The 25,627-nt window shown below is 58.1% G+C and carries 21 protein-coding genes and 2 pseudogenes; 8 read left to right on the top strand and 15 right to left on the bottom strand.

The genetic code is table 11. The annotated features are described in order from the left end of the window. Positions 1-118: 118 nt before the first annotated feature. Positions 119-1,921, bottom strand: coding sequence for an ABC transporter ATP-binding protein (locus E5X88_RS28020; protein ID WP_292167100.1), 1,803 nt, complete (start codon positions 1,919-1,921; stop codon positions 119-121). 315 nt (positions 1,922-2,236) lie between these two features. On the opposite strand from E5X88_RS28020, the pseudogene E5X88_RS28015 reads away from it, so the two are divergent. The 4 genes and pseudogenes from E5X88_RS28015 to E5X88_RS28000 all read left to right on the top strand — a co-directional run. Continuing rightward, positions 2,237-2,448 (top strand): annotated as a pseudogene (locus E5X88_RS28015) (aminocyclopropane-1-carboxylate deaminase/D-cysteine desulfhydrase family protein); the annotation flags it as partial. A gap of 595 nt (positions 2,449-3,043) precedes the next feature. Further along, the gene (locus tag E5X88_RS28010) at positions 3,044-3,925 is read left to right on the top strand and encodes a ribonucleotide-diphosphate reductase subunit beta (RefSeq protein WP_292167097.1); all 882 of its coding nucleotides are present in this window, start codon (positions 3,044-3,046) and stop codon (positions 3,923-3,925) included. A 635-nt stretch (positions 3,926-4,560) separates the two neighbouring features. Beyond that, positions 4,561-5,577 (top strand): class I SAM-dependent methyltransferase, encoded by a 1,017-nt coding sequence (locus tag E5X88_RS28005; RefSeq protein WP_292167094.1) that lies wholly within the window; start codon positions 4,561-4,563, stop codon positions 5,575-5,577. A gap of 312 nt (positions 5,578-5,889) precedes the next feature. After that, complete coding sequence (locus E5X88_RS28000; protein WP_292167092.1) at positions 5,890-7,146, top strand: hypothetical protein; 1,257 nt, start codon at positions 5,890-5,892, stop codon at positions 7,144-7,146. A gap of 19 nt (positions 7,147-7,165) precedes the next feature. Here the strand turns inward: E5X88_RS28000 and E5X88_RS27995 are convergent, their stop codons facing one another. The 10 genes from E5X88_RS27995 to alr form a co-directional block, all read right to left on the bottom strand. Next, the gene (locus E5X88_RS27995) at positions 7,166-7,969 is read right to left on the bottom strand and encodes a dimethylarginine dimethylaminohydrolase (RefSeq protein ID WP_292167091.1); all 804 of its coding nucleotides are present in this window, start codon (positions 7,967-7,969) and stop codon (positions 7,166-7,168) included. Positions 7,970-8,009: 40 nt separating this feature from the next. Continuing rightward, positions 8,010-8,972 carry a citrulline utilization hydrolase CtlX gene (gene ctlX, locus E5X88_RS27990; protein WP_292167089.1) on the bottom strand — a complete coding sequence of 321 codons (963 nt, stop codon included), beginning with the start codon at positions 8,970-8,972 and terminating at the stop codon, positions 8,010-8,012. Continuing rightward, positions 8,972-10,045 (bottom strand): ornithine cyclodeaminase, encoded by a 1,074-nt coding sequence (locus E5X88_RS27985; protein WP_292167087.1) that lies wholly within the window; start codon positions 10,043-10,045, stop codon positions 8,972-8,974. The genes ctlX and E5X88_RS27985 overlap by 1 nt, the downstream gene beginning before the upstream one ends. Positions 10,046-10,276: 231 nt before the next feature. Next, complete coding sequence (locus tag E5X88_RS27980; RefSeq protein WP_292167084.1) at positions 10,277-11,713, bottom strand: M20 family metallopeptidase; 1,437 nt, start codon at positions 11,711-11,713, stop codon at positions 10,277-10,279. 135 nt (positions 11,714-11,848) lie between these two features. Continuing rightward, a complete protein-coding gene (locus E5X88_RS27975) occupies positions 11,849-13,120 on the bottom strand; it encodes a CapA family protein (protein WP_292167081.1) in 1,272 nt (423 codons plus the stop codon). 952 nt (positions 13,121-14,072) lie between these two features. Further along, positions 14,073-14,879 carry an ABC transporter permease subunit gene (locus E5X88_RS27970; protein ID WP_292167077.1) on the bottom strand — a complete coding sequence of 269 codons (807 nt, stop codon included), beginning with the start codon at positions 14,877-14,879 and terminating at the stop codon, positions 14,073-14,075. Beyond that, positions 14,879-15,613 carry an ABC transporter permease gene (locus E5X88_RS27965; RefSeq protein ID WP_292167106.1) on the bottom strand — a complete coding sequence of 245 codons (735 nt, stop codon included), beginning with the start codon at positions 15,611-15,613 and terminating at the stop codon, positions 14,879-14,881. The genes E5X88_RS27970 and E5X88_RS27965 overlap by 1 nt, the downstream gene beginning before the upstream one ends. Before the next feature lie 161 nt (positions 15,614-15,774). Continuing rightward, positions 15,775-16,557, bottom strand: a complete 783-nt coding sequence (locus E5X88_RS27960) for a transporter substrate-binding domain-containing protein (RefSeq protein ID WP_292167075.1) — start codon at positions 16,555-16,557, stop codon at positions 15,775-15,777. Positions 16,558-16,603: 46 nt separating this feature from the next. Beyond that, complete coding sequence (locus E5X88_RS27955; protein ID WP_292167072.1) at positions 16,604-17,416, bottom strand: ABC transporter ATP-binding protein; 813 nt, start codon at positions 17,414-17,416, stop codon at positions 16,604-16,606. An 87-nt stretch (positions 17,417-17,503) separates the two neighbouring features. Further along, positions 17,504-18,646, bottom strand: coding sequence for an alanine racemase (gene alr / locus E5X88_RS27950; RefSeq protein ID WP_292167069.1), 1,143 nt, complete (start codon positions 18,644-18,646; stop codon positions 17,504-17,506). Positions 18,647-19,471: 825 nt separating this feature from the next. On the opposite strand from alr, the gene E5X88_RS27945 reads away from it, so the two are divergent. The 3 genes and pseudogenes from E5X88_RS27945 to E5X88_RS27935 all read left to right on the top strand — a co-directional run bounded on the left by E5X88_RS27945 (position 19,472) and on the right by E5X88_RS27935 (position 21,200). Further along, positions 19,472-19,825, top strand: coding sequence for a transposase (locus tag E5X88_RS27945; RefSeq protein ID WP_292167067.1), 354 nt, complete (start codon positions 19,472-19,474; stop codon positions 19,823-19,825). After that, positions 19,822-20,277, top strand: a complete 456-nt coding sequence (gene tnpB, locus E5X88_RS27940) for an IS66 family insertion sequence element accessory protein TnpB (protein ID WP_292167066.1) — start codon at positions 19,822-19,824, stop codon at positions 20,275-20,277. The genes E5X88_RS27945 and tnpB overlap by 4 nt, the downstream gene beginning before the upstream one ends. Further along, positions 20,229-21,200, top strand: a pseudogene (locus E5X88_RS27935) (IS66 family transposase). Before tnpB ends, E5X88_RS27935 begins: the two are co-directional and overlap by 49 nt. 1 nt (position 21,201) lies before the next feature. Here the strand turns inward: E5X88_RS27935 and E5X88_RS27930 are convergent. Genes E5X88_RS27930 through E5X88_RS27915 form a run of 4 tightly spaced genes read right to left on the bottom strand, consistent with a single transcriptional unit; the run spans position 21,202 to position 24,412 of the window. Beyond that, positions 21,202-22,212 carry a tyrosine-type recombinase/integrase gene (locus tag E5X88_RS27930; RefSeq protein WP_292167065.1) on the bottom strand — a complete coding sequence of 337 codons (1,011 nt, stop codon included), beginning with the start codon at positions 22,210-22,212 and terminating at the stop codon, positions 21,202-21,204. Next, positions 22,205-22,606: a hypothetical protein gene (locus E5X88_RS27925; RefSeq protein ID WP_292167064.1), complete on the bottom strand. Its 402-nt coding sequence runs from the start codon at positions 22,604-22,606 to the stop codon at positions 22,205-22,207. The genes E5X88_RS27930 and E5X88_RS27925 overlap by 8 nt, the downstream gene beginning before the upstream one ends. After that, positions 22,491-23,168 (bottom strand): hypothetical protein, encoded by a 678-nt coding sequence (locus tag E5X88_RS27920; protein WP_292167109.1) that lies wholly within the window; start codon positions 23,166-23,168, stop codon positions 22,491-22,493. Before E5X88_RS27920 ends, E5X88_RS27925 begins: the two co-directional genes overlap by 116 nt. After that, the gene (locus E5X88_RS27915; RefSeq protein ID WP_292167063.1) at positions 23,165-24,412 is read right to left on the bottom strand and encodes a site-specific integrase; all 1,248 of its coding nucleotides are present in this window, start codon (positions 24,410-24,412) and stop codon (positions 23,165-23,167) included. The genes E5X88_RS27920 and E5X88_RS27915 overlap by 4 nt, the downstream gene beginning before the upstream one ends. 325 nt (positions 24,413-24,737) lie before the next feature. Between E5X88_RS27915 and E5X88_RS27910 the strand changes: the two genes are divergently transcribed. Further along, positions 24,738-25,619 (top strand): tyrosine-type recombinase/integrase, encoded by an 882-nt coding sequence (locus E5X88_RS27910; RefSeq protein ID WP_292167061.1) that lies wholly within the window; start codon positions 24,738-24,740, stop codon positions 25,617-25,619. Positions 25,620-25,627 lie beyond the last annotated feature (8 nt).

Here is a 25,627-nt window from a genome sequence, read left to right as displayed (position 1 = left end):
GGCGGACAGTTCCGGCCGTGCTGGTTTTGCCGGCCGTAGCCCCCCGCTCGCCGGTAAGGCCTCACTGCCACACTCCTCTCCGGCAACGGCTCGGCGCATCGCGCAATCCGGTTGGCGCTCAGGCCAGGCCCTTCGCTAGCTCCAACGCCTGCCGTTCGAAGAGGCGGCGGTAAATGCCACCATCGAGATCGATCAGCGCGGCATGATCGCCGTCCTCCATGATGCGGCCACGATCGAAGACGAGCAGCCGATCGAGCGAGCGGACTGTCGACAGCCGGTGTGCGATGACGAGTGTCGTTCGACCCACCATCAACCGATCCACCGCTTGTTGAATGAGCACCTCGGATTCCGAATCGAGGCTCGATGTGGCCTCATCCAGAATAAGGATCGGCGCGTTCGCGAGGAAGGCGCGCGCGATCGCCACGCGCTGGCGCTCGCCGCCGGAGAGCTTCAAACCCCTTTCGCCGACCAATGTCCCATAGCCCTTCGGCAGGGGCGCGATGAAGTCGTGCGCACTGGCCAGCCTTGCCGCTTGCTCGATCTCGGCCTGGCTCGCGCTAGGCCGGCCATAGGCGATGTTCTCGGCAAGCGACCTGTGAAACAGGATAGGCTCCTGCTGCACTATCGCGATCTGCGAACGGAGCGACTCTTGGGTCACCTCGGAGACGTCCTGGCCGTCTATCAGGATCCGGCCGCCGCTCAGGTCATAGAGTCTCTGGATGAGCTTCACGAATGTTGTCTTGCCGGAACCGGAGGGCCCAACCAACCCAACCCTTTCGCCAGCCTCAATCGACAGCGAACATTCGCTATAGATCGGCAGGGGATGGTTGGCGTAGCGGAAGTGGACGTTCTGGAAATCGATGCGGCCCGTCGTGATCCGGATCGGCTCGGCCTCTGGACGATCCGCAACATCCAGCGGCTGATTGTGGATGGCCACCAGTTCTTCCATATCATTAACCGAGCGTTGCACGTTGCGGACATGCATGCCGGCATCACGCAGATAGCCCTGGAGGACGATGAAGGACGTGAGTACATAGGCTATCTCGCCAGGCGTTGCCTGTCCATGCGACCACAGAAGCAGGGCATATCCGATCACCGCCACCCTGAGCGCAACCAAAGTGACGCCTTGGGTTGAGCCAATGTTCGTCCCGCGCACCCAACTCCTGCGCGTGCGGTGCCGCCATTTGGTCATGATATTTGCAAGGCGCGCGTCTTCGCGGACCTCGGCGCCGAAGCCTTTGACCACAGCGTTGCAACTGACCGCGTCCGCAAGCGCGCCGCCGAGCTTTGTGTCCCATTGGTTGGCAAGGCTCGCCGCCGGCGCGACATAGCTGAGCGACAGTGAAATCGAAAACGCAAGATAGATCAGAGAGCCGCAAGCAAAGATCAGCCCCATGACCAGCCAGTGCCAGCCGAGCAGCGCCGTCGAACCTACCAAGATGATAAAGGACGGGAACAGCGCGACCAATATTGTGCTGTTTAGGGGGTCGAGCGCCCCCATGCCGCGCGTTATCTTGCGCACTGTCGAGCCGGCGAAGCTGTTCGCATGCCAGTCTGTCGAAAAGCGCTGGACATGATAGAACGCTTCGTTCGCGACATCGGACATCATCTTCAGCAAAAGGTCGTTCAGACCGACGAAGGCGATGTGGCGCATGGCAATGGCAGCGAGCGCAAGCGCAATCGGTACAGAGAAGGCTGCAAGGGCCGAATGCCAGGCTGGTGCTGCCACAGCAGCGCCACCTGCAACAGCATCGATGAGACGACCTGAATAGACCGGCATCAGCACGTCAGCCAGCGTGGAGGCAAGCATCGCAGCCATGATGATCGCGAGCCGCACCGGCTGCCGGCTCCAGTGGCGGACAGTGAAGGCGAGTACGTCGCGACCAGTGGCGCCGCGTCCATGGACGGGGAAACGTTTCATAGTTTCCAAGCGGGCGCATCAACACGCTCGGTCCCAAAGAAGTTAAATGACAAAGCTGGAATTTTCGACCTCCCCCACAACAGCATCAATTTTGGCGGGCAGCTCCTGCCGCCTCACGACGGTGAGGTTCAAAAGTCGTGCCAACTGAGCGGGAACAGCCTCAGAAAAACTTCTGCATGTTGCTCAACGCGTTAATGAGAGTCCGCCACGAAGCCGGCCGAACACGATTGTCACGGACTCGACAACCGGCGGTGGCTGGAGACAGAAATGCGGACATTGTCGACAAGATCTAAAGGGCTTCTCCGCAACCGCGATCTTGCTTTAGGCGGAAACAAGCTGCGTAAGCTCGAATACGTCATTCCTGACGCGATCACGTCAGATGCCGACACACTTGTCTCCATCGGCGGCTGGCAGTCCAACCTGGATGGTGGCGGCGGTTGCCGCCAAGATCGGCATGAGATGTCTTCTGGTTCAGGCGAGCTGGGTTCCGCAAGGATGCGGACCACCACCGGGTCGGCGACATTCTCTCTTGAGCGCATCATGGGTACGCTTGGTATTACTCGAGGAGTAGGCGCACCCGCATTATCCCGCGGAGGGAACGAAGGATGCCATCCGCGTGTGGCGCGGCTTGAGGGCATGATTGCGTATCCCGTCTGCCAAGCAAATGGGGATGATCAACCTCGTCAGACAGGCTTCCTTCCAGAGGGATCGAAGGTCCTCTACGCGCGTCTCAGCGGGCGCGCCGAGAATAAATGGTTTTCGCTGGACCGTTCGGGCTGACGGTCGAGCCCAATTTGAGTCAGAGCCGCCGATAACGTTTTGGTAATTCGACAATCCCGACAGCTCAGGTGAGCATTGGTAGAATGTTTCTGGCGTTACCGTCACTTGGCACGGTGTTTGCGCATTCCTCATCGCGAGTCAAAATTCATCTGCGGTTCAGTGAGGTTCGCGCTCACAGGGGGCACAATGGAACTTCACACATGGACTGCGTCACTGTGCCGTTCCTGAAGTTGACCCCGAGAAAGTCCGGCTGGATACCTTATACGCCGTGTGTCCGGTTATCGTCCTCGACGAAAAGATCGCACCTTTATTTATTGATGTTGAGTCTATGAGGAAATAATAATGAACCAAACCGCGTCACTTCCTTGCGCAGGCGTTAAAGTTCCCGAGTGGCACTTCAGAATGATGCGCGACAACGTACGAAATGCATCGATAGAAGCGGCGATTGCATCTTGCAATGTCGTGGAAAAGACTATTGTCGAGATCGGAACCGGAGCTGGCCTTCCAGCGATGCTCTTCGCCAAGTATGGGGCAAGCAGGGTATTTACATGCGAGATGAATGAGCGAGTTGCTGCCGCGGCACGCGAGATTATCCGGACAAACGGTTTTCAAGGACGCATTGCGGTGATCGCAAAATCCTCGAGGCAAGCAATTCTGGACGGCGACCTTCCTTCGGCGCCTGATATCATTTTTACGGAAACACTGGATGCTGGAGTAGTTGGCGAAGGATATGAAGTGATCTCTGAAGACATCCGGAAAATCGCCGGTCCAGCCACAGTAGTGATGCCGGGTCTGGTTCGGCAAGTCGGCTTTCTATGCACAGACCTTCGAGCCTTTGAGCAGAATTCAGTCTTTTATGAATGTGGGTTAGATCTATCCGGCTTCAATCTGTTTTCAAAACGTTCATACTTTTCAGTGGGCAAAGACCTCCATGACCCGACACCTCTCTCGCCGCTTATTCTCGTCAGAAGCTATGATTATCTAAATACGAGTTCCTTAGATCCAGTAGAGCACCAAGTGGTAGCACACAGTTCCGGCATTTGTCACGGAATGATGTCATATTTTGAGGCCCATTTTGGGCAGTTCCTCGTCTCTTCTAGAGAACGGGGAAGCCATTGGTCGATGGCTTTCCACCCCTTGCTAGAACCTATGCCGGTCGAATCTGGACGGCACTACTTTTTGAAAGCCGATAAGTCTGGGTCGATCGGTTTGATTTCAATATAAAATGAAGACCAACTCGTCCCATGTGACATCCCGCCTAGTTATCTCAGGCGCAAGGGTCCGCAGCAAGCGATGTGGATTGTGTTTGCGGCTTGCCCTCATTGCGTAGCGGAGGATGCCACACTAACCGACATTGAAGGTGACCCCGCCTGGACCTCGCAGGGTCCCGCAGGTTGGCTATTCGCGCGAAGGCATGACCGGAAAAGTCAGCAAAACATGATGTACAAAGCAAGTAAGCGTCAGTTAAAAATCTTTTCTGATCAGATCAGATCAGATCAGATCAGATCAGATCTGATCACGAGATCCAAGACACCGCGACGCCTGTGCATGAACAAACACGCAGATCATCAAGGAGATAATGTCAGGAACTATATTCGCAAGCTGGTATTCATATAACTGCCAAAAAAAATTGTTGCGCCAAGTTAACATGATAGTAACTTCTATGTATACGAAGGTTTCACAATAAAATACATTATGAATTATATGAACGTGCTAGTGTTTTCATACACTGGCCTATGGAGGTGAGAGCCGCAACGTTCGACAGGTCTTCAGATGCGGCAGCGCAGAGTGCGTCTATGTGCACGCCCACACTTGAGGCGCATCATGCATCCGGCCGGGAAGAGCGAAAGGAATAGCAAATGCGAGATTTTTTCAACGAGTGCGATAATGCACCGCGATTGAATGAAATGGCCGAATTTTTCTCGGCCACGGCTGCGGGACGATCAGGAGTTCCGATCAAAGTGCCGAGTGTTGATGCGCGTCTTTTCCAGAACGACGTTGCGCTGAAAACCTTCAACAACGTGCACCGCCAAATATGGGGTTTTTTCGATCGTCACTTTTTTAGCAGCATTCCTTACCGTCTCGAGGAGGAGATTCGTCTTGGTGATGCATTCTTACGATATGGGCATATTGCTGGGGATGATGAATGCCCGGCGCGATTCTACATACTGGGAGCGGCCGAAGGTACGCTCGCTCGAACGCTAGCCCAGTTGGGTAACGGCAAGATTCAGACACTTTCCTGCAGTCCCAATAGGGAAAACGAGGAGAGCTTCTTTCGTCACGGACCACCTGAGCATGCAAGGTTCTTCCTTGGCCCGTTCCATCATTTGACCTGGAGCCGAATTGTGGCAATGCCGGCACTCCGGCAATTTTCGGCCGGGTTTGACCTCATTTTGGAGGATACCACATTTCAGATGTATTCACCCAACCGAACGGAGCAGATTGGGTTTGTAAAACGCCGTTTGAAAGACGACGGAATATTCGTATTTTTTGAGAAATTCAGGCAAAAGAGCCAGGAGGAATACCTGCGCCGTGAGATGCAGAAAGACTACGGTTACAAGGCCCGTTTCTTCAGTTTCAGTGAGATAAAGAAGAAGAACGAAACTATTCTAAAGCGGATGAATCTCAACGAGACGACATTAGACGAAATGTCTATGTCATTGTCAGCGTACTTCAAATATGGATGCTTGACATGGAGCTGCGGCAATTTCTGCACGCTTGCTGCCAGCAACAGCGCCGAGAATCTGCGGCGCCTAATCTCGGCGATGGCCCCACCCTGCATTCCAAACGAATATGTCTACGAAGAAGCTCCCGCCTCGCTGCCGGGGTTGGCCTTCGAACCGCCACCATTCCGACGTTTGGGGACAATTGAGTGAAGTGGTTCATGGCCCGGCGTCTCCTTCTGTGCGTTCATTTGTGAACGGCGCTTTCTTTTGACGTGATAGCGGCGGCTATCAATTGTTGCGGGGGCGACAATCGGATCGATCGAGCACTGTGGCGATGGTCCAAACGCCATCGAAGGGAATGCGATGAACTCGTTGTCTCCAAAGCGTGTCGCCCAAGCCTTAGTGTGGCTTATGCCGTACATTTGCCGGTACTCGACACTTGCAACCTCTAAGTATGCGCATGCCGCTTATGACGCCAAACCAACCGCTGTCGATCCTGTCCGTGCGCACGCTCTGGAGCAGATGGAACTGCTCCTTCTAGATCGCGCATTGCGTGTGGGTCATCGGCATCACGAGCTTGAAAAACTCAGTAAACAGCTGCATAGCCGGCCAGTCATTCAGACCGGTCCACATTGTCATCTCATTATTGAGCCTGATGCGTTCTATACGCACATCTTTAGTGCCATCGGGCTTCGATGCCATAAAGAAAGCTGGTACCTGTCCTATTCACCTTCAACCGTAAAGTTCACTGAAAGCGCCAAGAAAGGGCCCGGTTGGCTCCGGTTAGGTGATCACACACTCAATGTTTTCGGGTTGTCACGCAGCAAAATGGTTCCGTTCAGTGTTTGCGGACGTCATGCCTCGCAGCGATTTGCTCTGACAAGTTCTGAAGAAACGACCGATGCGAACCAACTGGTCGAGGAATTGCAAACGATCTTACCACATGATGAGTTTCCCTCCGCCGCCGATGCCATCAAGACAGCAAATCAAAGCCTCTGGCGTCGCTTCTTCGCATCGTCGAACCTTCATTTACTGCAGATCGACGATCTGGACGTCGGGGACCTCGTTGCCCAGCATCTTCGCGATCCCACATCGTGGCTTTCGTCAACGCTGTTTGGAGCAGGCGGATTTGCGAAAAGCCTCCTTACTCATCTGAGATCGTTTGATAGCGGCCCCTGGGGAGGCTGGGCGACGACCACAACCGACTTCTTTTGGCATCTGTCAGGGGGGCGTATCTTTCCCGTGCGCCTGGATAACCGCCTGTTTTTGACCGCAGACGAGAAGTTCTCACTACGATGCATACCTGACGCGCTTGTCCGATCCTTGGAGAAGGGTGAGATCATACCCAGTCTGTTGCTGTCATTCTTAGTGACGTCGGTACTTCCAGGACTGCGGGCGCTCGGCGGCAGCCGCCAAGTTGTCTATTATCCAATTATGCGCCACGCCTTATTATCTGCCCTCGCGGACTTTCCTTCAGCAGCAAATCGTAGCGTCGCCGTCTCGCTGGCGTCTGACGAGGCGGCAGGTATGTGGGGGCATCGCACAATCTCGCCTGGGCCCACCGATCCGTTCACTCTGATTGCGCAGTCTGGGCCGTCGCGTATTGGACAGTTGATCCAGGACTACGGCGAGATGCCTTTGAAAAAGGCGTGGGGAAGCCTACCGGCGTTTGCCAGCGATCCTCTCTGGCAAACGCTGTGCGAGCGGCTTGCGCTGGATACAGCTTTCAAGGACCGACCTATTTGGCTTCTTGGCGCTCACCAAGCGCAGCAAATGTAACTGTGTTCTCGTCCTCTGTCTACTTCCTGTCCCCGTACCAGCGCAGCGACATGCAGGAGAGGCCGGCGTCGATCTTCTCGATCTCGGCTGTCTTAAGAGGCACGAGCTTGTAACTCGCCTTTTCGAGCATCTCGATTGTGCGCGGGTAGTCCGCGCTGACCATGACGATATCGTTCACGCGCAGCACATTCGCCGCAGGTTCTTCGCCCTCCGGGACGATGATCTGGCGGAAACCTTTAAACACGGCAGCGTTCTCCAGTGCAGCGGTCGAGATCACGGTTTCATCATCGAGCAGCGAGGAGGCCGTCTTGAAATGCAGAACTCCTTTCGGCGTCTCGGCAATCTGGGCCTTTCCTCCCAGTTGCTCGATGCAAGAGAAAAGTGCTTCTGCCCCTGCTTTGTCGGTGCGTCCGGAAAGGCCTATCAAAAAGCCCCTTGGCGTATACATCACATCCCCGCCGTCGGCTTGCCCCGGGGGGGGTAGTTCGAGCACCGTATCGAACATCTGGCGCAGAGTAGGCGCGATCTTTGAGGTCTCGTCGACCCGGCTTGGCGTGCCGGGGCGGAGCAGGATAGCCCCGCCTGTAAACACGAGTGCAGGGTCCTCGACGAACATGGAGTCCGGGAACGATTCAAGGGACGGGAGGATTGTCACCTCAACCCCTGCTTTGCGCATGGCCGCAATATATGCGTCGTGCTCGTCCTTGACGCCTTCATAGGTCGGACCACTCCGATTGTGTGCCCTCAGGCCGTGAACGACAGAGGTGGAAGGCTGGCGCACGATTGCGGAGTTAAACTCATAAACAGATCTGATCTGCGACATTTCTTGGCTATCCTTACCGGGATGTTGACCTGCGCGGGGCCTATTCGGCCGCGAACAATAGATGACCCGTCTGCGCTGCGCGCCGTGACAGATGAATTCCTGCAAGCATGCATCGAACCGATCCTCCGGCGAGCTCGATCGTTGAGACATCGAAGGCCAGGAGCTTTGCAGACCGCTCGAGGGCCTCACGCTGCCTATCATCGATTACAGCTTGGGCACGAGCCGAAAGCGCGACTATGCGCCGTTCGCGGCCCTCCAGCTCGATGGCGTTGCCGACGAAGCTCTCAATCTGTCCAAGCGAGAGTTCTATGACTTGGCGCCCGGTCTCCGCGAGCCTGGCGACGATCTCCTGCCGGCGTCGAATATCAGGGACCATCTGTGTCCCAAGGAGTGCGAAATCGGTTCCGATGCACATCAGCACGTTGGTGTGATAGATCGGCTTGCCGCTCCGATCCTGGGCGTCGAAGACCATTGGCTCAAAGTTGAAGTGCGTGCAGAAGCGTTCGAGCGCGACTTCGTTTGTGCGATTTGAGCGTACTGCATAGGCGACTCGGCCGATGTGATCGAGAACCATGGCACCGGTGCCTTCGAGAAACACCCTGTCTTTCTCAAGTCCCGAGTAGTCGATGACGTCCTGGACTCGGTATTCACACTTCAACATCTCGATGACGTCGTTGCGACGCTCCTTCTGCCGACTGGCCGAGTATATCGGGTAGATCGCGACATGTCCGCCGGAGTGGGTCGAGAACCAGTTGTTTGGAAAAACTGAGTCGGGTGTCAAGGTGGTCTTGTCCTCGAAGACATGGACAGTGACGCCAGCGTCGGCGAGACCTTCAGCCATGCGGGTCACCTCTTCAAACGCCCTGCTCGCAATGGCGGCGGCCGAACGCTGCTCGGCATTGGACTGGAACGAATTGTCCGAGGCAGTCATCGAATTCGGCCAAAAGTGATGCGGCCGGATCATCACCACTGCTTTCGGAGCTTGTACGGACTGTCTGCTCATTATGACGCCTCAACTTTTGCGGTCACAGGCTTGGTTTTCGCAGCGCGCAGGATCATGCCGAAGAGATCCCGCGGCTCGTCCGGATCGGCGATTAGATCGAATTGTTCATAGAGGCCGGTTTCCTCAAGACGATCGCGGACATATCGCATAGCCGAAAAATCCTCGATGGCGAAGCCGACGGAATCAAACAGCGTGATCTGACGCTCCTTTGAGCGGACGGCAGCCTTACCAGCAATGACCTGCCAAAGCTCACTGACCGGGTGATCCCGATCCAGCTGCTGGATCTCGCCTTCAATACGCGTCTGCGGCGAGTATTCCACGAAGATGTTCGAACGCAGCAGGATGTCGCGATGAAGTTCGGTCTTGCCAGGGCAGTCTCCACCGACGGCGTTGATGTGAACGCCGGGGCCGACCATGTTGTCGGTGAGGACCGTCGCATTCTGCTTGTCGGCCGTGATGGTGGTGATAATGTCGGCGCCCTCCACGGCCTCCTGCGAGGAGGAGCAGGCCAGTATCTCGAAACCCATGCCCGCAAGGTTCTTTTGACATCGGGCCGTGGCGGCGGGTTCAATGTCATAGAGACGAAGTTTGTCGACTCCGAGGATCGCTTTGAACGCAATTGCTTGGAATTCCGACTGCGCACCGTTGCCAATCATGGCCACGGTGCGCGCGCCTTTGGGCGCAAGATATTTCGCGGCGACAGCCGATGTCGCCGCAGTCCTGAGCGCCGTGAGGATCGTCATCTCGGTCAACAGCACCGGATAGCCGTTGCCGACATCGGCGAGCAAACCAAAAGCAGTCACCGTCTGGCGGCCAGAGCGCGTGTTTTTTGGATGCCCGTTGACGTATTTGAAGCTGTAGGTCTCGCCATCGCTGGTCGGCATCAGCTCAATAACGCCCCCGGCGCTATGGGAGGCGACACGCGGTATCTTATCGAAGGATTGCCAGCGCCGGAAATCCTCTTCGATGTAGGCGGCAAGCTCTGTCACGAAGCGTTCGACCCCGGTCGTCAGCACCAGTTTCATCATATGGTCAACGCTGACGAAGGGGACGACGTTGAGTTTTTCTTGCATGGCTTGATAGTTCCTTGTGGGGCGTCCATGATGCGGCAGATGTGACTAGCGACTCGATCGATGACGAGGACGGCGGTGCAACCGCGCTTGAACGGTTGAGTTCGAACCAGATCGAGGCTCTTCGTCACTCGTGATCACGAAACACAATCAACGATAGAAAATGTGTCTCGGGAGGTGGCGCCGCTCGGTGCGGTCGTGGCCACGCCGTCAACCATCTAGCAGACAGCGGGATCAAGCCGCCCTAGCACGCAGGTTGTCGGGCGTGACCTCCGGCGGAATGGGGCAAATGTAACATCGCCCGCCGGTACGCTCCTTCAGTTCGGCCTTGGCGCGGGCGATGATATCAGGATTGCGCAGGCAATCGGCTGCCGTGACGGACATGGCTTTCGCCGCGAGCACCATCCCCTTATGGGCGGCGGGCAGATTCCCTTGCGTGACGAGCTGCCAGGTGTGGAATGGTGTACCGATAGCAAAGCAGGCCGTGTGGCACTGGACTGTGGGCACGATCCAACTCACATCACCCACATCGGTACTGCCCATCATCACCTCTTCGCGCGTAACCATGGGAAGCAGCCCATCGTGCAGCACCTGGGTAGCCAGCGCACGGCGGTACGGCCCAACGCTCGCCACAATCTCCTCCTCCGTGAGCGCGTTGTTCCGGAGTTGTTGGGCGAATGCATAATCCGTCTCGTCGAAGCCCGGGCCGCCGAGGCGGTTCATGTTCTCATACATGACCTCCTGCAACGCCTTGTTGGGCAGAACGTTCGACGTCGCATCCATGATCTGCACATTAACGGCCGTTTCCGTCATCAGTGCCGCGCCTTCGGCGATTTTCTCCACGCGCTCGAACAGGCGCTCCGCATCCGGCAGCTGCGGCGAGCGCACAAGGTAGAGCGATTCCGCATAGGCCTGCACCACGTTAGGCGCGTCACCGCCCGTGTTGGTAACGGCGTAGTGCACGCGCGCATCTGAGGGCATGTGCTCGCGCATGTAATTGACGCCCACATTCATCAACTCCACCGCGTCGAGCGCGCTGCGGCCCACGTGGGGGGAAGCGGCCGCATGCGACGCGCGACCGGTGAAGCGGAAGCAAGCCTGGATGCAGGCCAGCACGGAAGTAGTCTGCACCTCGTTGACCACGCTCGGATGCCAGCAGAAGGCTGCGTCGAGATCATCGAAGAGACCGGCCCGAGCCATAAAAGTCTTGCCGGAGCCGCTCTCCTCGGCTGGGCATCCGTAATAGCGTACCGTGCCCGCTATTGCTTCCGCCGCAAGCGCATCCTTCAACGCCACGGCCGCGAGCGCCGACCCGGAACCGAGGAGATTGTGCCCGCAGCCATGGCCGGCCGTTCCCTTCATGGTGGGCTTGTGCTCGGTCACGCCCGAAACCTGAGCGAGAGCCGGCAGCGCATCGAACTCTCCCAGAAAACCGACGATCGCCCCCCCGCTTCCATATTCCGCCACGAAGGCGGTAGCCATGCCGCCGACGCTTTTCGTGATGCGAAAGCCCTCGCCTTCAAGCATGGCAATCTGCTCAGCGACCGAGCGATGCTCCTCGAAGGCGAGTTCCGACATGGCCCAGATTCGATCACTGAGCGCACAGTAGGCGGCGCTCTTGGCGTCCACGCGCCGGGCGATTTCATGAAGGCTCAGGCGGTCGGTGTTCATGTAGAACTCTTTCCTCGCTGTCTGCGCGCGCTCACGATCGAGCGGCGTGAAAATACGTTCCTCTCATCAGACGCATCTGCGGCTATGCAGCATAAATGATCGGATGCGGCGCTTGGTTGAGTCGCATGGACGCGGCTACGTGCTACCGGGGACCTCGGCGCTGCACCCATTGGCGTCGGGCAAGATTGCGCGAGCATCCTCCAACACCATTCTGGTCCCGTATCTTTGCGAACGTCGAGCTAGATCCTCGAGCATCGAATAAGTCAGCCCTTTTGAAGCGGGCACCGGAAAAATACGCTCGTGATAATTGCTGCGGTTAAGCCGCTGCTCTCCCCCTATCACAATTGGAGCGAGGTCGATTGACTGTAACTGGTTGTTGCCATCGAAGGTGCATGTCGCAACAATGCTTTTCCAGATGTCGGGTAAACTCCATTCGTTCTCACCTTCCGGTAGATGAAACAGGAAATTTCCCAACCCATAGAAGATAGGCGCCCCGCGGTAGATTTCGATGGGCTGCAGCACAGGGGCGCCGTGGCTGGCGAACGCATTCGCTCCCGCATCGACGCAAGATCGCGCGAAAGACTGAACCCAAGCGGGAACTTCGCGCCAGTCTGGTTCCCAGTGATGGTGGTGAAGGTAGGCGATGACAAAGGCGCCGGCTGCCGCAGCCTCTCGGATCGTAGTAAGCTGACCTTGCAAACTTGCCTCATCGATGACGATCCTGCGCTCATTCACAGGCGCTCGGCGGAAACGAGTTCCATAGAAGTCGAGCTCATCGGGCGATGTCAGTTTGCGGGGATCGTCCGGCTGCGCGTAGTTTCCGCGCTCCATGAGATTGCTCAGAAGAGTTTTCTGAATGGAAACCAGATTCATGAATTTTTCATCATCAACTTCGAAAACCCGCGAGACGTCGAGTTTGTTCACGCCTGGTCGAGCAGGACGGGTGCCAGTCGCATTGTCAGCGTACATCATGGCTGGTCCGGGGCCGGCATCCATCGCGACGAGAGCTACCTTTCTCTTGCCGAGTTGCTTGATGCCGGCCTTACTTGCGTCGCTGGCATCGACGCCAATTCCAGCATGAAGAAAATCGCGAGCGTCCACTTCCTCAAGTGTGGACAGTACTCCTGAAGGCCCAAGATCGAATGCATGATTATTGGAAAGCGCCAGCGCGTTAAAGCCAATATCCCTCAAACTATCCAAGACGACAGCTGGAGAGCACCCAAAATACGCACCCTTCAACGGCCATCCGCCGTGCCGGCCAAGAATGGTGGACTCGAAGTTTGTGAACGAAACATCGGCTTTTTGGATTAGTTCCTTGATTGCGGTAAAACCCTCATCCGATACGTGTCGCACGTCGTGGTGGATCAGAGACTGTCCGGTTAGGGCGAGAGTGAATGGTGGAAGCATGATAGAATTGAACCTTATAAGGCGGAGCCTGCGGCGGCCTCACTGGGTGCCAGAGGCTTTGATGGGAATTGACATGTTGTGGCTTCGCTAGGCGGTGACCATCCATCATTGACGTAAGCTCACACATAAGTCCGAGGTATTCCGTCGCAGGACAATTTTTGCATGCGAATGGATGTGAGGAATCGCGAGGGTAGTCAATTTATTAAGTTTTTGTGACACCCTATTACCTCGACTGATATAGCAGGCAAAAAGATCCCCGCGCTTCGCAGCCACACATTCTGACGAACGCAATGGCAGGGAATTTCAGCCTAAACTGCAGCGTGGGCTTAGGCCGCTCGGCGTTTTTGGGGAGCTTACAAAAACCGTTCCCACGAGGGCCGCAGGGCCGCACGATGGGCAGCCAGAGAACTGCGAATTACTCAGTCGGCAGTAAGTCAGGCATCTCAAGCTGTTTGAAGTTTTTGATGAGAAGCTTTTCGCTGGAGATCCACTCGGCCCTGTTCCAACCACAGACGGCGCGACCCGAATTTACATTCCGCGCATACAAAGAGAACCATTCTTTGCGCTTTAGAGTCGGGGTTCGCCTCTAAGTTTCTTTTAAGAAAGAGACGTCACGATCCATGATCGGCGTGAATGACAATGTTGGGAGCCTTTGAGGGCTTCCACATATGACGGTTTCAGAGCTTATGCTTAAGCCGGGCGACTTGGAGCCGGTGCGCCGGTTCGAGGTGCTCACGGGCGCCGGTCGGCGGCGCGAATGGCCTCTAGAGGAGAAGGCGCGGATCCTTGCGGAAAAACGGATCGCCCAACTATAGAGGACGAGGACGACCGTGGCCGATCGGTCCGACGAACGCCTTGCCGAAGAGTACTCCAATCGTCGCTGCACTCTTTTGAGGCGCAGCGAACGATATGATGGCGCAAAGCATGGGGGAGAACGACATCCAGCGACGCGTCATCCCACCCGAACTGGAATACGTGCCTCAAGATGATTAAAGATCCATACCAGCACTCCCGTCAGGGTCATATATGCTACTGCAAGCAGCAGCAATGGCTCGTATATCACGTATGTATCCTGACGCACTCGAAGCGCGACGGCATAAAGATCGACCACGGTGATAGTAGCGACGAGCGGCATCGATTTTAGCTGCAGCACTGTTTCGCCAGCCAATGTCGGGAGCGCCTTATGGATTGCCTGCGGCAACCAGACCCGGCGAAATACCTTCCAACGGCTCATACCGAAAGCACGCGCGGCCTCGAGCTGGCCAAGCGGAACGCCTGCAAAAGCACCGCGCATAACCTCTCCCTCATAGCCTGCGCAGGAAAGCGACAGAGCGAGTATAGCGTAAGGCCACGCCTGGCGAAAAAGAGGCCAGAGATTGGACTCGCGAATCCATGGATAGTGTGGGAAAAGCGCGCCAAGGCCGTAATAGAGCAACCAAAGTTGCAGAAGCAACGGAGTGCCTCGAATTACGGTGCAGAAAGCTTTTGCTGGGAGACTGAGCCAAATCGGCCCCGTAACTTGTGCCATCCCAAGCGGCACAGCTAGCGCGAAGCCGATAGCGCAGGTCACGATTAGGATCAAAACCGTTCGCCATAGACCCTCAATCGCAAGCGCGTAGTAGTTGGGAAGCCAATCCCAGCGCATAAGGGCGGCGGCTGTGGCGGCCAAGGCAATGCCTATCGCGATTAAAACGATACGGTGTGCCTCGAGCCGCGCAACCGGGCGGCTGTTTGCTGAGGTAGTCGTGGAATACGTCATCAGCGGCTCTCCGCAATTGGAGGCAGGCCCCGCCTTGCCCAATGCTCGACCCGTCCAATGAAGATGTTGGAGATCAGTGTAAGCAATAGATAAAGCACGCCAGCGGCCATGAAGAAGGTGAAGTAGGCTTTTGTAGCGCCTGCAGCCTGTCGTGTTTCCAGTGTCAGTTCGTTGAAGCCGACAACGGCCAGGAGAGCTGTGTTCTTGGTCGCAACCAGCCAGAGATTCGCGAGGCCTGGGATTGCGAAGGGTAGCATAGCAGGTAGAGTGATGCGTCGCATCAGCATGGTCGGAGTCATACCAAAAGCCCGCCCTGCCTCAATCTGGCCTTGTGGCACCGCGAGTATCGCTCCGCGCAGCACCTCTGTCGCATATGCACCTTGTACTAGACCGAGCGCAGCGATGCCTGCTACGAGCCCGCTGACGTCGATCGGCCTGTAGCCCAGAGTGTCCAGAGTACGGTTAATGACATCCGGAACAGCGAAAAAGATGAGCAGGACCAGCACCAGTTCCGGTACGGCGCGGATGAGTGTGGTGTAGACTTTGAGCAAGTCGCGGAGCACAGCTCCCCCGTAGAGCTTACCGTACGCGCCGCCGGTGCCGATAAGCAATCCCAAGGCAAAGGCGCCCATCCCGATCCCCATGGAATTTATGAAGCCACGGAGCAGGTTCCCGCCCCACCCAGGGGGCGTGGGGGCAAGCAACTCGAAGACGCCGGTCTGCGCCAGTGGCAACAAGAGAGATTCGGTCAAGAACGCCTCCTCCAAAACAGCGTTGAGGATTGACCCTCGCCACAATCCTGCCGCTCACTGGGATGTGAGGAAGGAGGCCGCTCTGTCTCCTGCTTAGGATGCACGGGTGATTGCGAGGGTGAATTTACTAAAGAAGCGTGCCTTTAGCCGCCGTAGATGTCGAAGTCGAAATACTTCTTCGTAATCTTGTCGTACTTACCCTTAGCACGAATTCCTTTAATGGCGGCGTTGATCTTTTCCCTGAGCTCGGTGTCCCCTTTACGCAGACCCGCGCCCACGCCCGGCGCCATAATCTCCGGATCATTGGCAACCGTGCCTTTTTTCCGACAGCAGGCCTTGCCTTGTTCAGTGTTCAAGAATTGACCAATGGTAATGGGGCTAGCTAAAACTGCGTCGATCCGACCGGCGACAAGGTCCTGATTGGCCTCATCCTGTGTCTGGTATGTTTTGATTTCTGCCAAACTGTTTCCGAAATGCTTGCTGGCGTAGATTTGGCCATTCGTGGAGACCTGAACGCCAAGGATCTTGCCCTTGAGGCCTTCAGACGTGGGATCCATCGCAAGTCCCTTCGGACCGGCGACCACGTACGAGCTGTCACTATAGTACTTGTCAGAGAAACCGATCGTCTTCTTGCGCTCCTTGGTGATCGACATCGAACTCATGATGACATCGATTTTCTTGGACGTTAGAGAAGGAATGATCCCGTCCCAGGAGACCGGATTGATAATGCACTCGAGTTTTGCCTCGGAGCAGATCGCACCGATGAGTTCAATCTCCCAGCCGACCCATTTCCCAGAGGCGTCCAGGGACGAGAATGGAGGGTAGGGCTCTGCCGAGATTCCGACCTTCACCTGCTCAGCTTGCGCGACTAGAGTCCATGTGCCCAAGAGGGCACCTGCTATGGTCATTTTGGAAAGTATTTTCATTTTGATTTTTCCCATCTTGACTATGGTTAACTCTGGCTTCCAACAGCTAGCCAACTCTGCGGATGAATTGTTGAAGCCTCTCCGATTTCGGAGAGCTGAACAATGCGTCCGGTGATCCTTCTTCTTCGAGGCGGCCCTCATGTAGAAAGACCACGTGTGTCGCGACCTCGCGGGCGAATTTCATTTCGTGTGTGACCAGGATCATTGTGCGACCTTCGCGGGCTAAACCGGCAATGACGGCTAGCACCTCACCAACTAGTTCAGGATCGAGCGCTGAGGTTGGTTCATCGAAGAGCATGACGCGTGGCTGGACTGCGAGCGCGCGAGCGATTGCGCCGCGCTGCTGCTGACCGCCGGACAGAAATGCCGGGTAGATATCCCGCTTCTCCAGCAGGCCCACTCTCGCTAGTAGCTTCTCGGCTTCAGCGGTCGCCCTTTCTCGCTTCACGCCAAGCACACTAACAGGCACCTCGATCACGTTTTCAATTAAGGTCAGGTGGTTCCAGAGATTGAAGCTCTGAAAGACCATCCCGAGCCTGGAACGTATGCGTTCGATCTGCTTTCGGTCCGCCGGGACGGTGCTTCCATTGCCGTCGGGTTTGAGGCGTATTTCCTCGCCATTCACCCTGATAACGCCACTGGTCGGGCTTTCCAGGCAGTTGATACAGCGAAGTAGGGTTGATTTGCCCGACCCACTGCTGCCGATGACCGCCACCACATCCCCGTCGCGTGCAGATAGCGAGACCCCCTTCAATACATGTAGAGTACCAAACGTCTTATGCAGGTCCTCGATGTGGATCGCTTCGGCGGCTGCATCGGATACTGTATTGCGAGGAATTGCTCTGATTGTTGCCGTCATTGCTGCCAACTCCCGAGGACGAAACATACGAAAGAGACTAACAGGTCCGTTCGGGACACATTCATAGAGGGTGCTTGACCAATTTTATCAGACATAGATACGCGGGATGTGGTCACGGAGTTGGACATAAAGCCCGACGACATCTGTGCCCCATTGAGCGGCGACTTCGTCCTGCGTGATCGAGTGGTGTCTTTGTTCCCCAAGCAGAAGCACCTGGTCACCAAACTTGGCATCGGGGACCTCGGTCAAATCAATGCGCACGTGTTCGAGATGCGCGGGAGGAAGAAGGGGCGCACGCTGTCCCCTCACCAAAGCCTCCGCGTGACAAGGGAGGTGACGCGGAAGTCCATCCCCCCATCCCATGCCCAGCACACCAATGGTCATTCCCGAACGAAAGCCGGGTATATCTGGTGTCGGGCCTAGAGAAACATCGAGCCGCTTGACGGAAACGAGGCTTGTCGAAATGGCTTTAAGAGCAGGCCGCAGGTTAACAGGCCGCATTGGATGATCGGTTTCGACAAGACCTACAAACAACGCTCCGGGATCTACGGCATTGAGATCCATCTCGGGATACCGAAGCAAACCTTCAGTGCTCGACAACATGGCGATAGGAGGACGGGTGCCCGACGCTTCCGCTTCGTGTAGAATGCACTGCAGGCGGGCGAATTGCTCATTTGCCGGCGAAGACGTCGATGTGGGTAGCTCGCTTAGATGGGCGTATAGTCCCTGTACTTCGACGTCGCTACAGGCGTGCGCGGCTGCGAGAAGTCGGCTCGTCTCCTGCGGTGTGGCACCAGCCCTGAAGAACCCGAGATCCGCCTTAACGAAAACGCGGGTGATGCTCATAGCGGCGCGCCAGCGCTCCAGCTCGTCGAGGCTGGATACGGTAACGGTGAGTCCGAGCGATTCAATTGTTTTTGCCGATCTAGGTAGAGGACCGGGATAAAGCAGAACTGGGAGCTCGATGCCAGTTTTCCGAATGGCCATGGCATCCGGCAGAGAGGCGACAGCAAAGCCGTCAACCCCCTCTGTCGCCAAAGCCCGGGCTACAGGCCCCGCTCCACATCCGTATCCATTGCGTTTCAAGCAGGCGAATATTTTCACTGTCCCAGCTAGATGCGCACGAAGTTGATGGTAGTTGTGCCTAATCGCGCCGAGGTCGATCTCGTACCAGCTCTCGCGGTATACCCCCCCTTGTCGGCCGGGATCTAATCCTAGCGGTAGGTTCATGTTTGCCCCAAGCCCACTGGAGTGGCTGCGTGGGGCTTGGGCCCGGACAAAGTGCTCCTACCACACGGAACAGTCAGACCGTCTCCACAGCAAGCTCCCGCCTCTATCAAACTGCTCTGCATTGCCAGGATGGGCGTTAACCCATACACCCAGTCTGGCGTGTTTCCCTGAGGCGCGTGGTTACCATTTTGCATGCCAAAAGATGGAAAGGATTCCCAAGATCGTCAATTTATTAAGTTTTTGTGACACCCTATTAAATGTGCTAATATAGCAAGCAATATTCCCGCGATTGTGAGTTCGCGCGAACGCATGGAAGAGATTTCAGGCCGATACGGCAACGTTTGGCTTGGCCGGAACGCAGCCCGCCGCCGGTCCTGTGCGAAACGTTCGGCGCAGAGCGCTAAGGCCGAGCTTCGATCTGGTCCACGCGCAAAAAAGCGCGATGGTGGCTGGAGTCCCTGGTAGAGCGGCCTTGAACAGCGCATTCAGCAGGGCATTGCCGGCGATCTAGTGACAGACCTCGCGGATGGCCCGCTCTGAAATAGATCTTGAAACGCGCAGCGCCTTGTTGGCCCGCTTGAACCGCTTGGCGTAGATAACTGGGCGGGTGTCTGATCGGCGCCAACTTGCCGACCTCGACACAGCTCAAGGGAAAAAACTCAGGTCCCGCTGTAAGAGCGCCATGCCGAGATCGACGGTTTGCACCTAGATCACGACCGACCCATTTATGGTACGCCTCCGGCGAAGGCCGCCTTGCGGGAGGATGGCACGGTAGCGAGGCTGCGCTCTTAAGGTCGTCCTTACGAGCGAAGTTAGCAGCACAGCATGAGCCATGTGACGTTATTGACCGGGCCGGAGCGGCGGCGGCGTTGGAGTGAAGAGGATCAGTGCCGGATACTGGCCGCGGCATTCGCGCCGGGGGCCACAGTGGCGGCGGTAGCGCGTCAGTACGATGTCGCGACCAGCCTGATCTATAAGTGGCGCCGCACGGTGAGAGCCCGCGAGACGGGCTTTGCCGAAGTTGTCGTGGCTCCCGACGAGCCTGTCGCCGTTTCGCGGCCGGCGGCATCCCCAGCGGTGATCGAGCTGGAGGTCGCCGGCAAGGTGCGGCTGCGGATTCCGCTGACCACGCCGCCGACACTGGCGGCGGCGATGGTGAAGGCGCTGGGCGTTTCATGATCCCGGTTCCGAGCCAGGTGCGGATGGCGGTCGGCCGGACCGATATGCGTCGCGGGATGCAAGGCCTCGCTCTGCAGGTTCAGGAGACGCTGGGCCGGGATCCGCATGCCGGCGATATTTATGTCTTCCGCGGCCGCAGCGGCAATCTGATCAAGATCATCTGGCATGATGGGCTCGGCATGTCGCTGTATGCGAAACGGCTCGAGAAGGGCCGGTTTCTATGGCCGTCGCCGGCGGACGGTACGGTTTCCATATCACCGGCGCAGCTCGCCTACATGCTCGACGGGATCGATTGGCGCAACCCGCTCACACGTTCCGCCCCAAGCGCGCGGGCTGAGTTTTTCTTTGAGTTTGCGCCATTTTCCGCGAGTCAGCGGACGCGTTTTATGATTCACTCCAAGGCATGGTTGCCACCGCCCAGGATGCTGTTCCGGACGATATTGGCGCGCTGAGAGCGGCGCTGACCGCGGCGCTGGCCAGAGCCCAAGATGAGGCCGCGCGCGCTGCGCTGGTCGAGGCCGAACTGGCGGTCGCCAGAGCCAAGGCATCGGATGATGCGGCGCTGATCGCACATCAGGATCTGACGATCCGCAAGCTGCAGCGGGCGCTGCATGGTCAGAGTTCTGAACGCTCAGCCCGCCTGCACGACCAGATGGAGCTCACCTTCGAGGAACTCGAGAGCACCGCGACGGAAGACGAGATCGCCGCCGAACAGGCCGCGGCCCGGACCACCGAGGTGGCGCCTTATGTGCGCAAACGACCGGCGCGCGAGCCATTTCCAGAGCACCTGCCGCGCGAACGCGTGGTCGAGCCGGCGCCGGCCGCTTGCCATTGCTGCGGCGGTCATCGGCTGCGCAAGCTGGGTGAGGATATCACCGAGACGCTGGAGGTGGTGCCGCGGCAATGGAAGGTGATCCAGCACGTGCGGGAGAAGTTCACCTGCCGCGACTGCGAGACGATCAGCCAGGCTCCGGCGCCGTTCCACGCCACCCCGCGCGGCTGGGCCGGTCCCGGCTTGCTGGCGATGATCCTGTTCGAGAAGTTCGGCCAGCATCAGCCGCTCAACCGCCAGGCCGAACGCTATGCCCGCGAAGGTGTGCCGCTCAGCCTGTCGACGCTCGCCGACCAGGTCGGCGCCGGCGCCGCGGCGCTGATGCCGCTGTTCAAGCGGCTCGAAGCCCATGTGCTGGCCGCTTGACGTCTGCACGGCGACGACACGACGGTGCCGGTCCTGGCCAAGGGCAAGACCGATACCGGTCGATTATGGACCTATGTGCGCGATTATGCGCACCCGATGATTATGCGCAGCTCACCGGGACAGGAGCTTGTAACCATCGGATTCTCGGACGATTTCCGGCTGGCGAACTGCGCATAATTCAAAGGCTCATCAGGAACTGCATGAGCTGGTCCGGCGGCCGATACCGGCCTTGACGGGCCGTCATGGGCAACAGTCGGTTGAGCGTGCGCTCCTTCATGGCGAGATCCGCCTGAAGGTACATGTGCGTCGTGGCGGGGCTCTCATGACCCAGCCACAGGGCGATGACGCTGATATCGACGCCGGATTGCAGGAGATGCATCGCCGTGGTGTGGCGGATGGTGTGGGGCGAAATCGAGCGACGCGCGAGTTGCGGGTAACGTTCCTCGGCGGCCGAGACCGCAAGTTCAAGGCGCTGGGTGACGTTCGAACGCGCCATGCATCCTCCGCCCCGGTTCGGAAACAGGAAGTTCTTCTCGTCCGCGCAGTCCAACCGGCGCTTCCAGTTGCGGATCAGGTTGGCGGTCGTACGCCAGAGCGGCACGCTGCGGTCTTTGCGCCCCTTTCCATGCAGGTGCGCGACAGCCGAGCCATCGATGACGACCTCGCCGACGCGCAGGCCGATTGCTTCAGACACGCGGGCACCGGTGTTGTACATCAGGCTGAACAGTGCGCGATCCCTCTCACCCGCCCAGGTCCGCGCATCCGGCGCGTCAAGGATCGCCTGCATCTCCTCGCGTGACAAAAATCCCAGGACCGGCCGGTCGAACCGTTTCATCGGAATGGCCAGCACCTGTTCGATGACGGAGAGCGCGGTCAGGTCGTAGTGGGCGGCATACTTAAAGAAAGAGCGAAGCGCCGCCAGGCGGGCGTTGCGCGTACGAACGCCGTTGCTCCGCTCCTTCTCCAAGTGGTCGAGGAAGCTCAGAATCAACTGCGCATCGAGGTCGGCCAGGGTCAGCCGGGTGGGCGCCTTTCCAATCGTCGCCTCGGCGAAGTCAAGCAACAATCGGAAGGTATCGCGGTAGGCGGCGATGGTGCGCGAGCTGACGGCTCGCTGATTGCCGAGATACTCGACGAAAAAGCGTTGAAGCAGGCTGGGGAAGGACGGTGTCAGCTTGGGATCAGTCATGATGATCCCCTCCAACCATAGAGGCGAACAGCTGGAACCGTTTGCCAGCGACCGCCATGAGTTCCGGGACGCCGGTCAGATACCAATAGGTATCGGAGATCTTGGCGTGGCCGACGTAGGTTGAGAGCGCCGCCATTGCGTTGTCGATATCGGCGCCATGCTCGTGCCAGAGCTGGATACGGCGGCAAATGAAGGTGTGGCGCAGGTCGTGAATGCGCACCTCGCCATGGCCGCCCCGCACGGTCCAACCAAGGTTGGTGCGAAGCTTCTGGAAAACCTTATTGATCCTCCGCTTCGCGATGAATCCGCCCGCCGGAGACAGGAACAGCGGTGAGTCCTCGGTGGGCGCACCATGACGCGCCCGAACCGCCAGATAGCGCCGTAGCTCGGCCACGACGGTGGCGTGTATGGAAACATGCCTGGACTTGCGGGAACTTCGTGTTCCGAACCGTAAGGAACGCTCCGTCGAGATCGACATCGCCGCAGCGCAGGTGGAGCGCTTCCGATCGGCGCAGACCCGTAGCGGCGATCAGCCCGAAGATTGTCGCGTAGATTGCCGGCCGCAATCCGCCCTTGGGGGCTAGGCGCGAAGCGGCGGCCACAAGGTCGCAGATCTCCTGCTCTGAATAGATGTGCGGCGTGAGGCGGCGGTGTGAACGACCAAAGGTCGCGATTTGTGGGAACTCGGTGCCGGGATCGAGCTGCGCCAGATACCTCGCGAACGGGCGAAGGACCTCGAGGCGCCGGGCCCATGAGAAGGGGCTGGCTCGTTTGGCCTGACCCTGCACCCAGTTCAGGACGAGATCGTTGGTGAGCGGGCCACTATGACCGCGCGCGTCGGCGAACAGGGCGAAGCTTGTGATTTGATGGCCCTCCATCCTGAGGTCGAAACCAAGGGCGCGGCGTTCGGACAAATAGTCCTTGGCCAGCGAGAGCATGGTGCGCGCGCCGGTCATTGCGCGCTCCCCGGCCAGGGCAGGGCTACGGCTGCAAGATTGGTCAGATCGACCTTTGCGTAGATGGCGGACGTGTTGAGGCTTCGATGCCGCAGGATGTCCGCAATCTCCTTCATCGGCGCGCCGGCGCGCAGAAGTCGGCTAGCCATGCTGTGGCGGAGAATGTGGACACCGGTCCGCGTCCATCCACATCTTCGGTAGCCGGCCAGCACCGCGCGTTTGACGCTCTTGGTCGTGATCGGTTCGTCGTAGGGAGCAACATGGCGAACAAACATGGCCCGGTTCGATGTCGCGGGCCGCTCCTCGCGCAGATAGGCCGCAATCGCCGCTCCCGTTGCGGACGGCAGGGGCAGAGCATCAGCGCGTCGGCTCTTGGTGCCGACAAGGTTGATCGTGCCATCGGCCCAGTTGACGTCATCAAGCTGCAGCTTGACGACTTCGCTGGATCGCAGACCGAGATCGATCAGACACCGCACCATCGCATAAGCCCGCAGGCGCGACGGGAACGACTGATCAAAGGAAATCAGCAGTTCGTCGATCTCGGCGTCGGTCAGCACCTCTGGCAATGATGCCAACCGCCAGTGCGCGACCCGGGGAATCGCGGCCTTCAGTTCGTTCACCCTGTCGCCGGACATGCTGCGGAAGCGGAGATAGCAGCCAATGATGACGCCGATCGCTGCGACGGTGGTGGGCCTTCGCCCCTGTTCACCAAGGACGAAGCGGCGGATGGATGCAGCGCTGACTGTCGCCAGGGAGATCGGCTGCTCGCCGAAATGCTCGACAAGAAATCCTCCGACCACTCTGCAACGCTTCCGACGGGTGTTCTCCGCCAGGCCCCAGACGTCGCGCATGTGGGTATCGAAGTGCGTCAACTCCTGTTCGATGGAAGGATTGCGGGCCGGATAGTTCAGCACCACTCCGCCGGCTTCGAGTACCTTCAAAAGAAGGCCCAACGCCGCCTGCAGCTCATGGCGCAAACGACGGACCGGGTCGGGACAGGCGCACGCTGGCAGGTGTTCCGAGAGAAAGCGCATAACGGCGCTTTGGCCGATCGCTTCCAGGTCGCACCTTTCCTGAGTCAGCCATTGGGCGAAGTGGGCGACGCAGCACAGATAGGCGCGCTGCGTGCTCGGCGCATATCGCCTTCGCTGCAAGTGCTCCCTGTACTGAGAAACGTAGGGCCGAAGAATACTGCCCTCCAGCCAAGCGCGGGGCTGTGGCTGAAGGATGATCGCTTTTTGCATGCTGATCTCCTACCGAGTTGATTAGACCCGGAAGGAAACACCAGGATTATGCGCACCGCAGAGTTTTAGTGCCGGCCACCATCTCACTGATCTGCCGCAGAAAATTGGCTGACTGTCCCGGGCGAGCTGCGCATAATCACGGGGTGCGCATAATCGCGCTTGGACTAACCCGCTCCGCGAATGCGGAGCGGCAAGGAGGGTGAGTGCCGACAGCGTGATCTGATCGCGTCGTCTGTCGCGCTGGTCATGTGTCCACAACAAGCTCCGACTGCGTCAGCATGGAGTGGCTGCTTGCAGCCCCCTCCATCGGACAAAGGAGCTTGTCATGACCCAATTTCGCCAGCGCATGAGCGAGGACATGCAGGTGCGCAACTTCGCGCTCAACACCCAGCTGTCGTATCTGCAGCAGGTGTCGCTGTTCGCCCGCTATTTTAGCAAGTCGCCGGACTTGCTCGGGCGCGAGGACATTCGGACCTACCAGGTCTATCTGACCAATGAGAAGAAGCTGTCGCCCGGTTCGATTCACACCGCCATTGCGGCGCTGCGCTTTCTCTACAGTGTGACGCTCGAAAGGGACTGGGCGCCTGAAGAGGTCCTGCCGCTTCCCAAGAAGCCGCAGAAGTTGCCGATCGTCCTCAGTCCCGAGGAAGTTCAGCGGTTCCTCGGTTGCATCCTCGACGTCAAACACCACGCCGTCCTGACCACTTGCTACGCCGCCGGCTTGCGCATCTCGGAGGCGGTTCAGCTGAAGATCACGGACATCGACAGCCAGCGGATGGTCGTCCGCGTCGAGCAGGGCAAAGGCCAAAAGGATCGCTACGTGATGCTGTCGCCCAAGCTCTTGGAGATCCTGCGCACCTACTGGAAGGTGCGCCGCCCAGAGGCGTGGCTCTTCCCCGGCGATCGTGCTGGCCAGCCGATCACCAGGGATGCGGTGGGACAAGCCTGCGCGAAAGCGCGCGACCTCTCCGGATTGTCCAAGCCGGTCACGCCGCACAGTTTGCGGCACGCCTTCGCCGTCCATCTGTTGGAGGCCGGCGCCGACGTGCGCACCATTCAACTGCTGCTCGGTCACCGCAGCCTCGCGACCACCGCCCATTACCTGCGGATCGCCACCAACAAGGTCTGCGCCACATCGAGCCCTTTTGAGCTCTTACCGCGTCCGGCGCCCATCCTGCCGCCACCCGCCAAGCCTCAGTACTTCTGAGCGCGCGA

Source organism: Mesorhizobium sp. (assembly GCF_004962245.1).
Taxonomy (GTDB): domain Bacteria; phylum Pseudomonadota; class Alphaproteobacteria; order Rhizobiales; family Rhizobiaceae; genus Mesorhizobium.
Note: the sequence above shows the minus strand (reverse complement) of the source record. Positions and strands in the feature narration are given on the sequence as shown.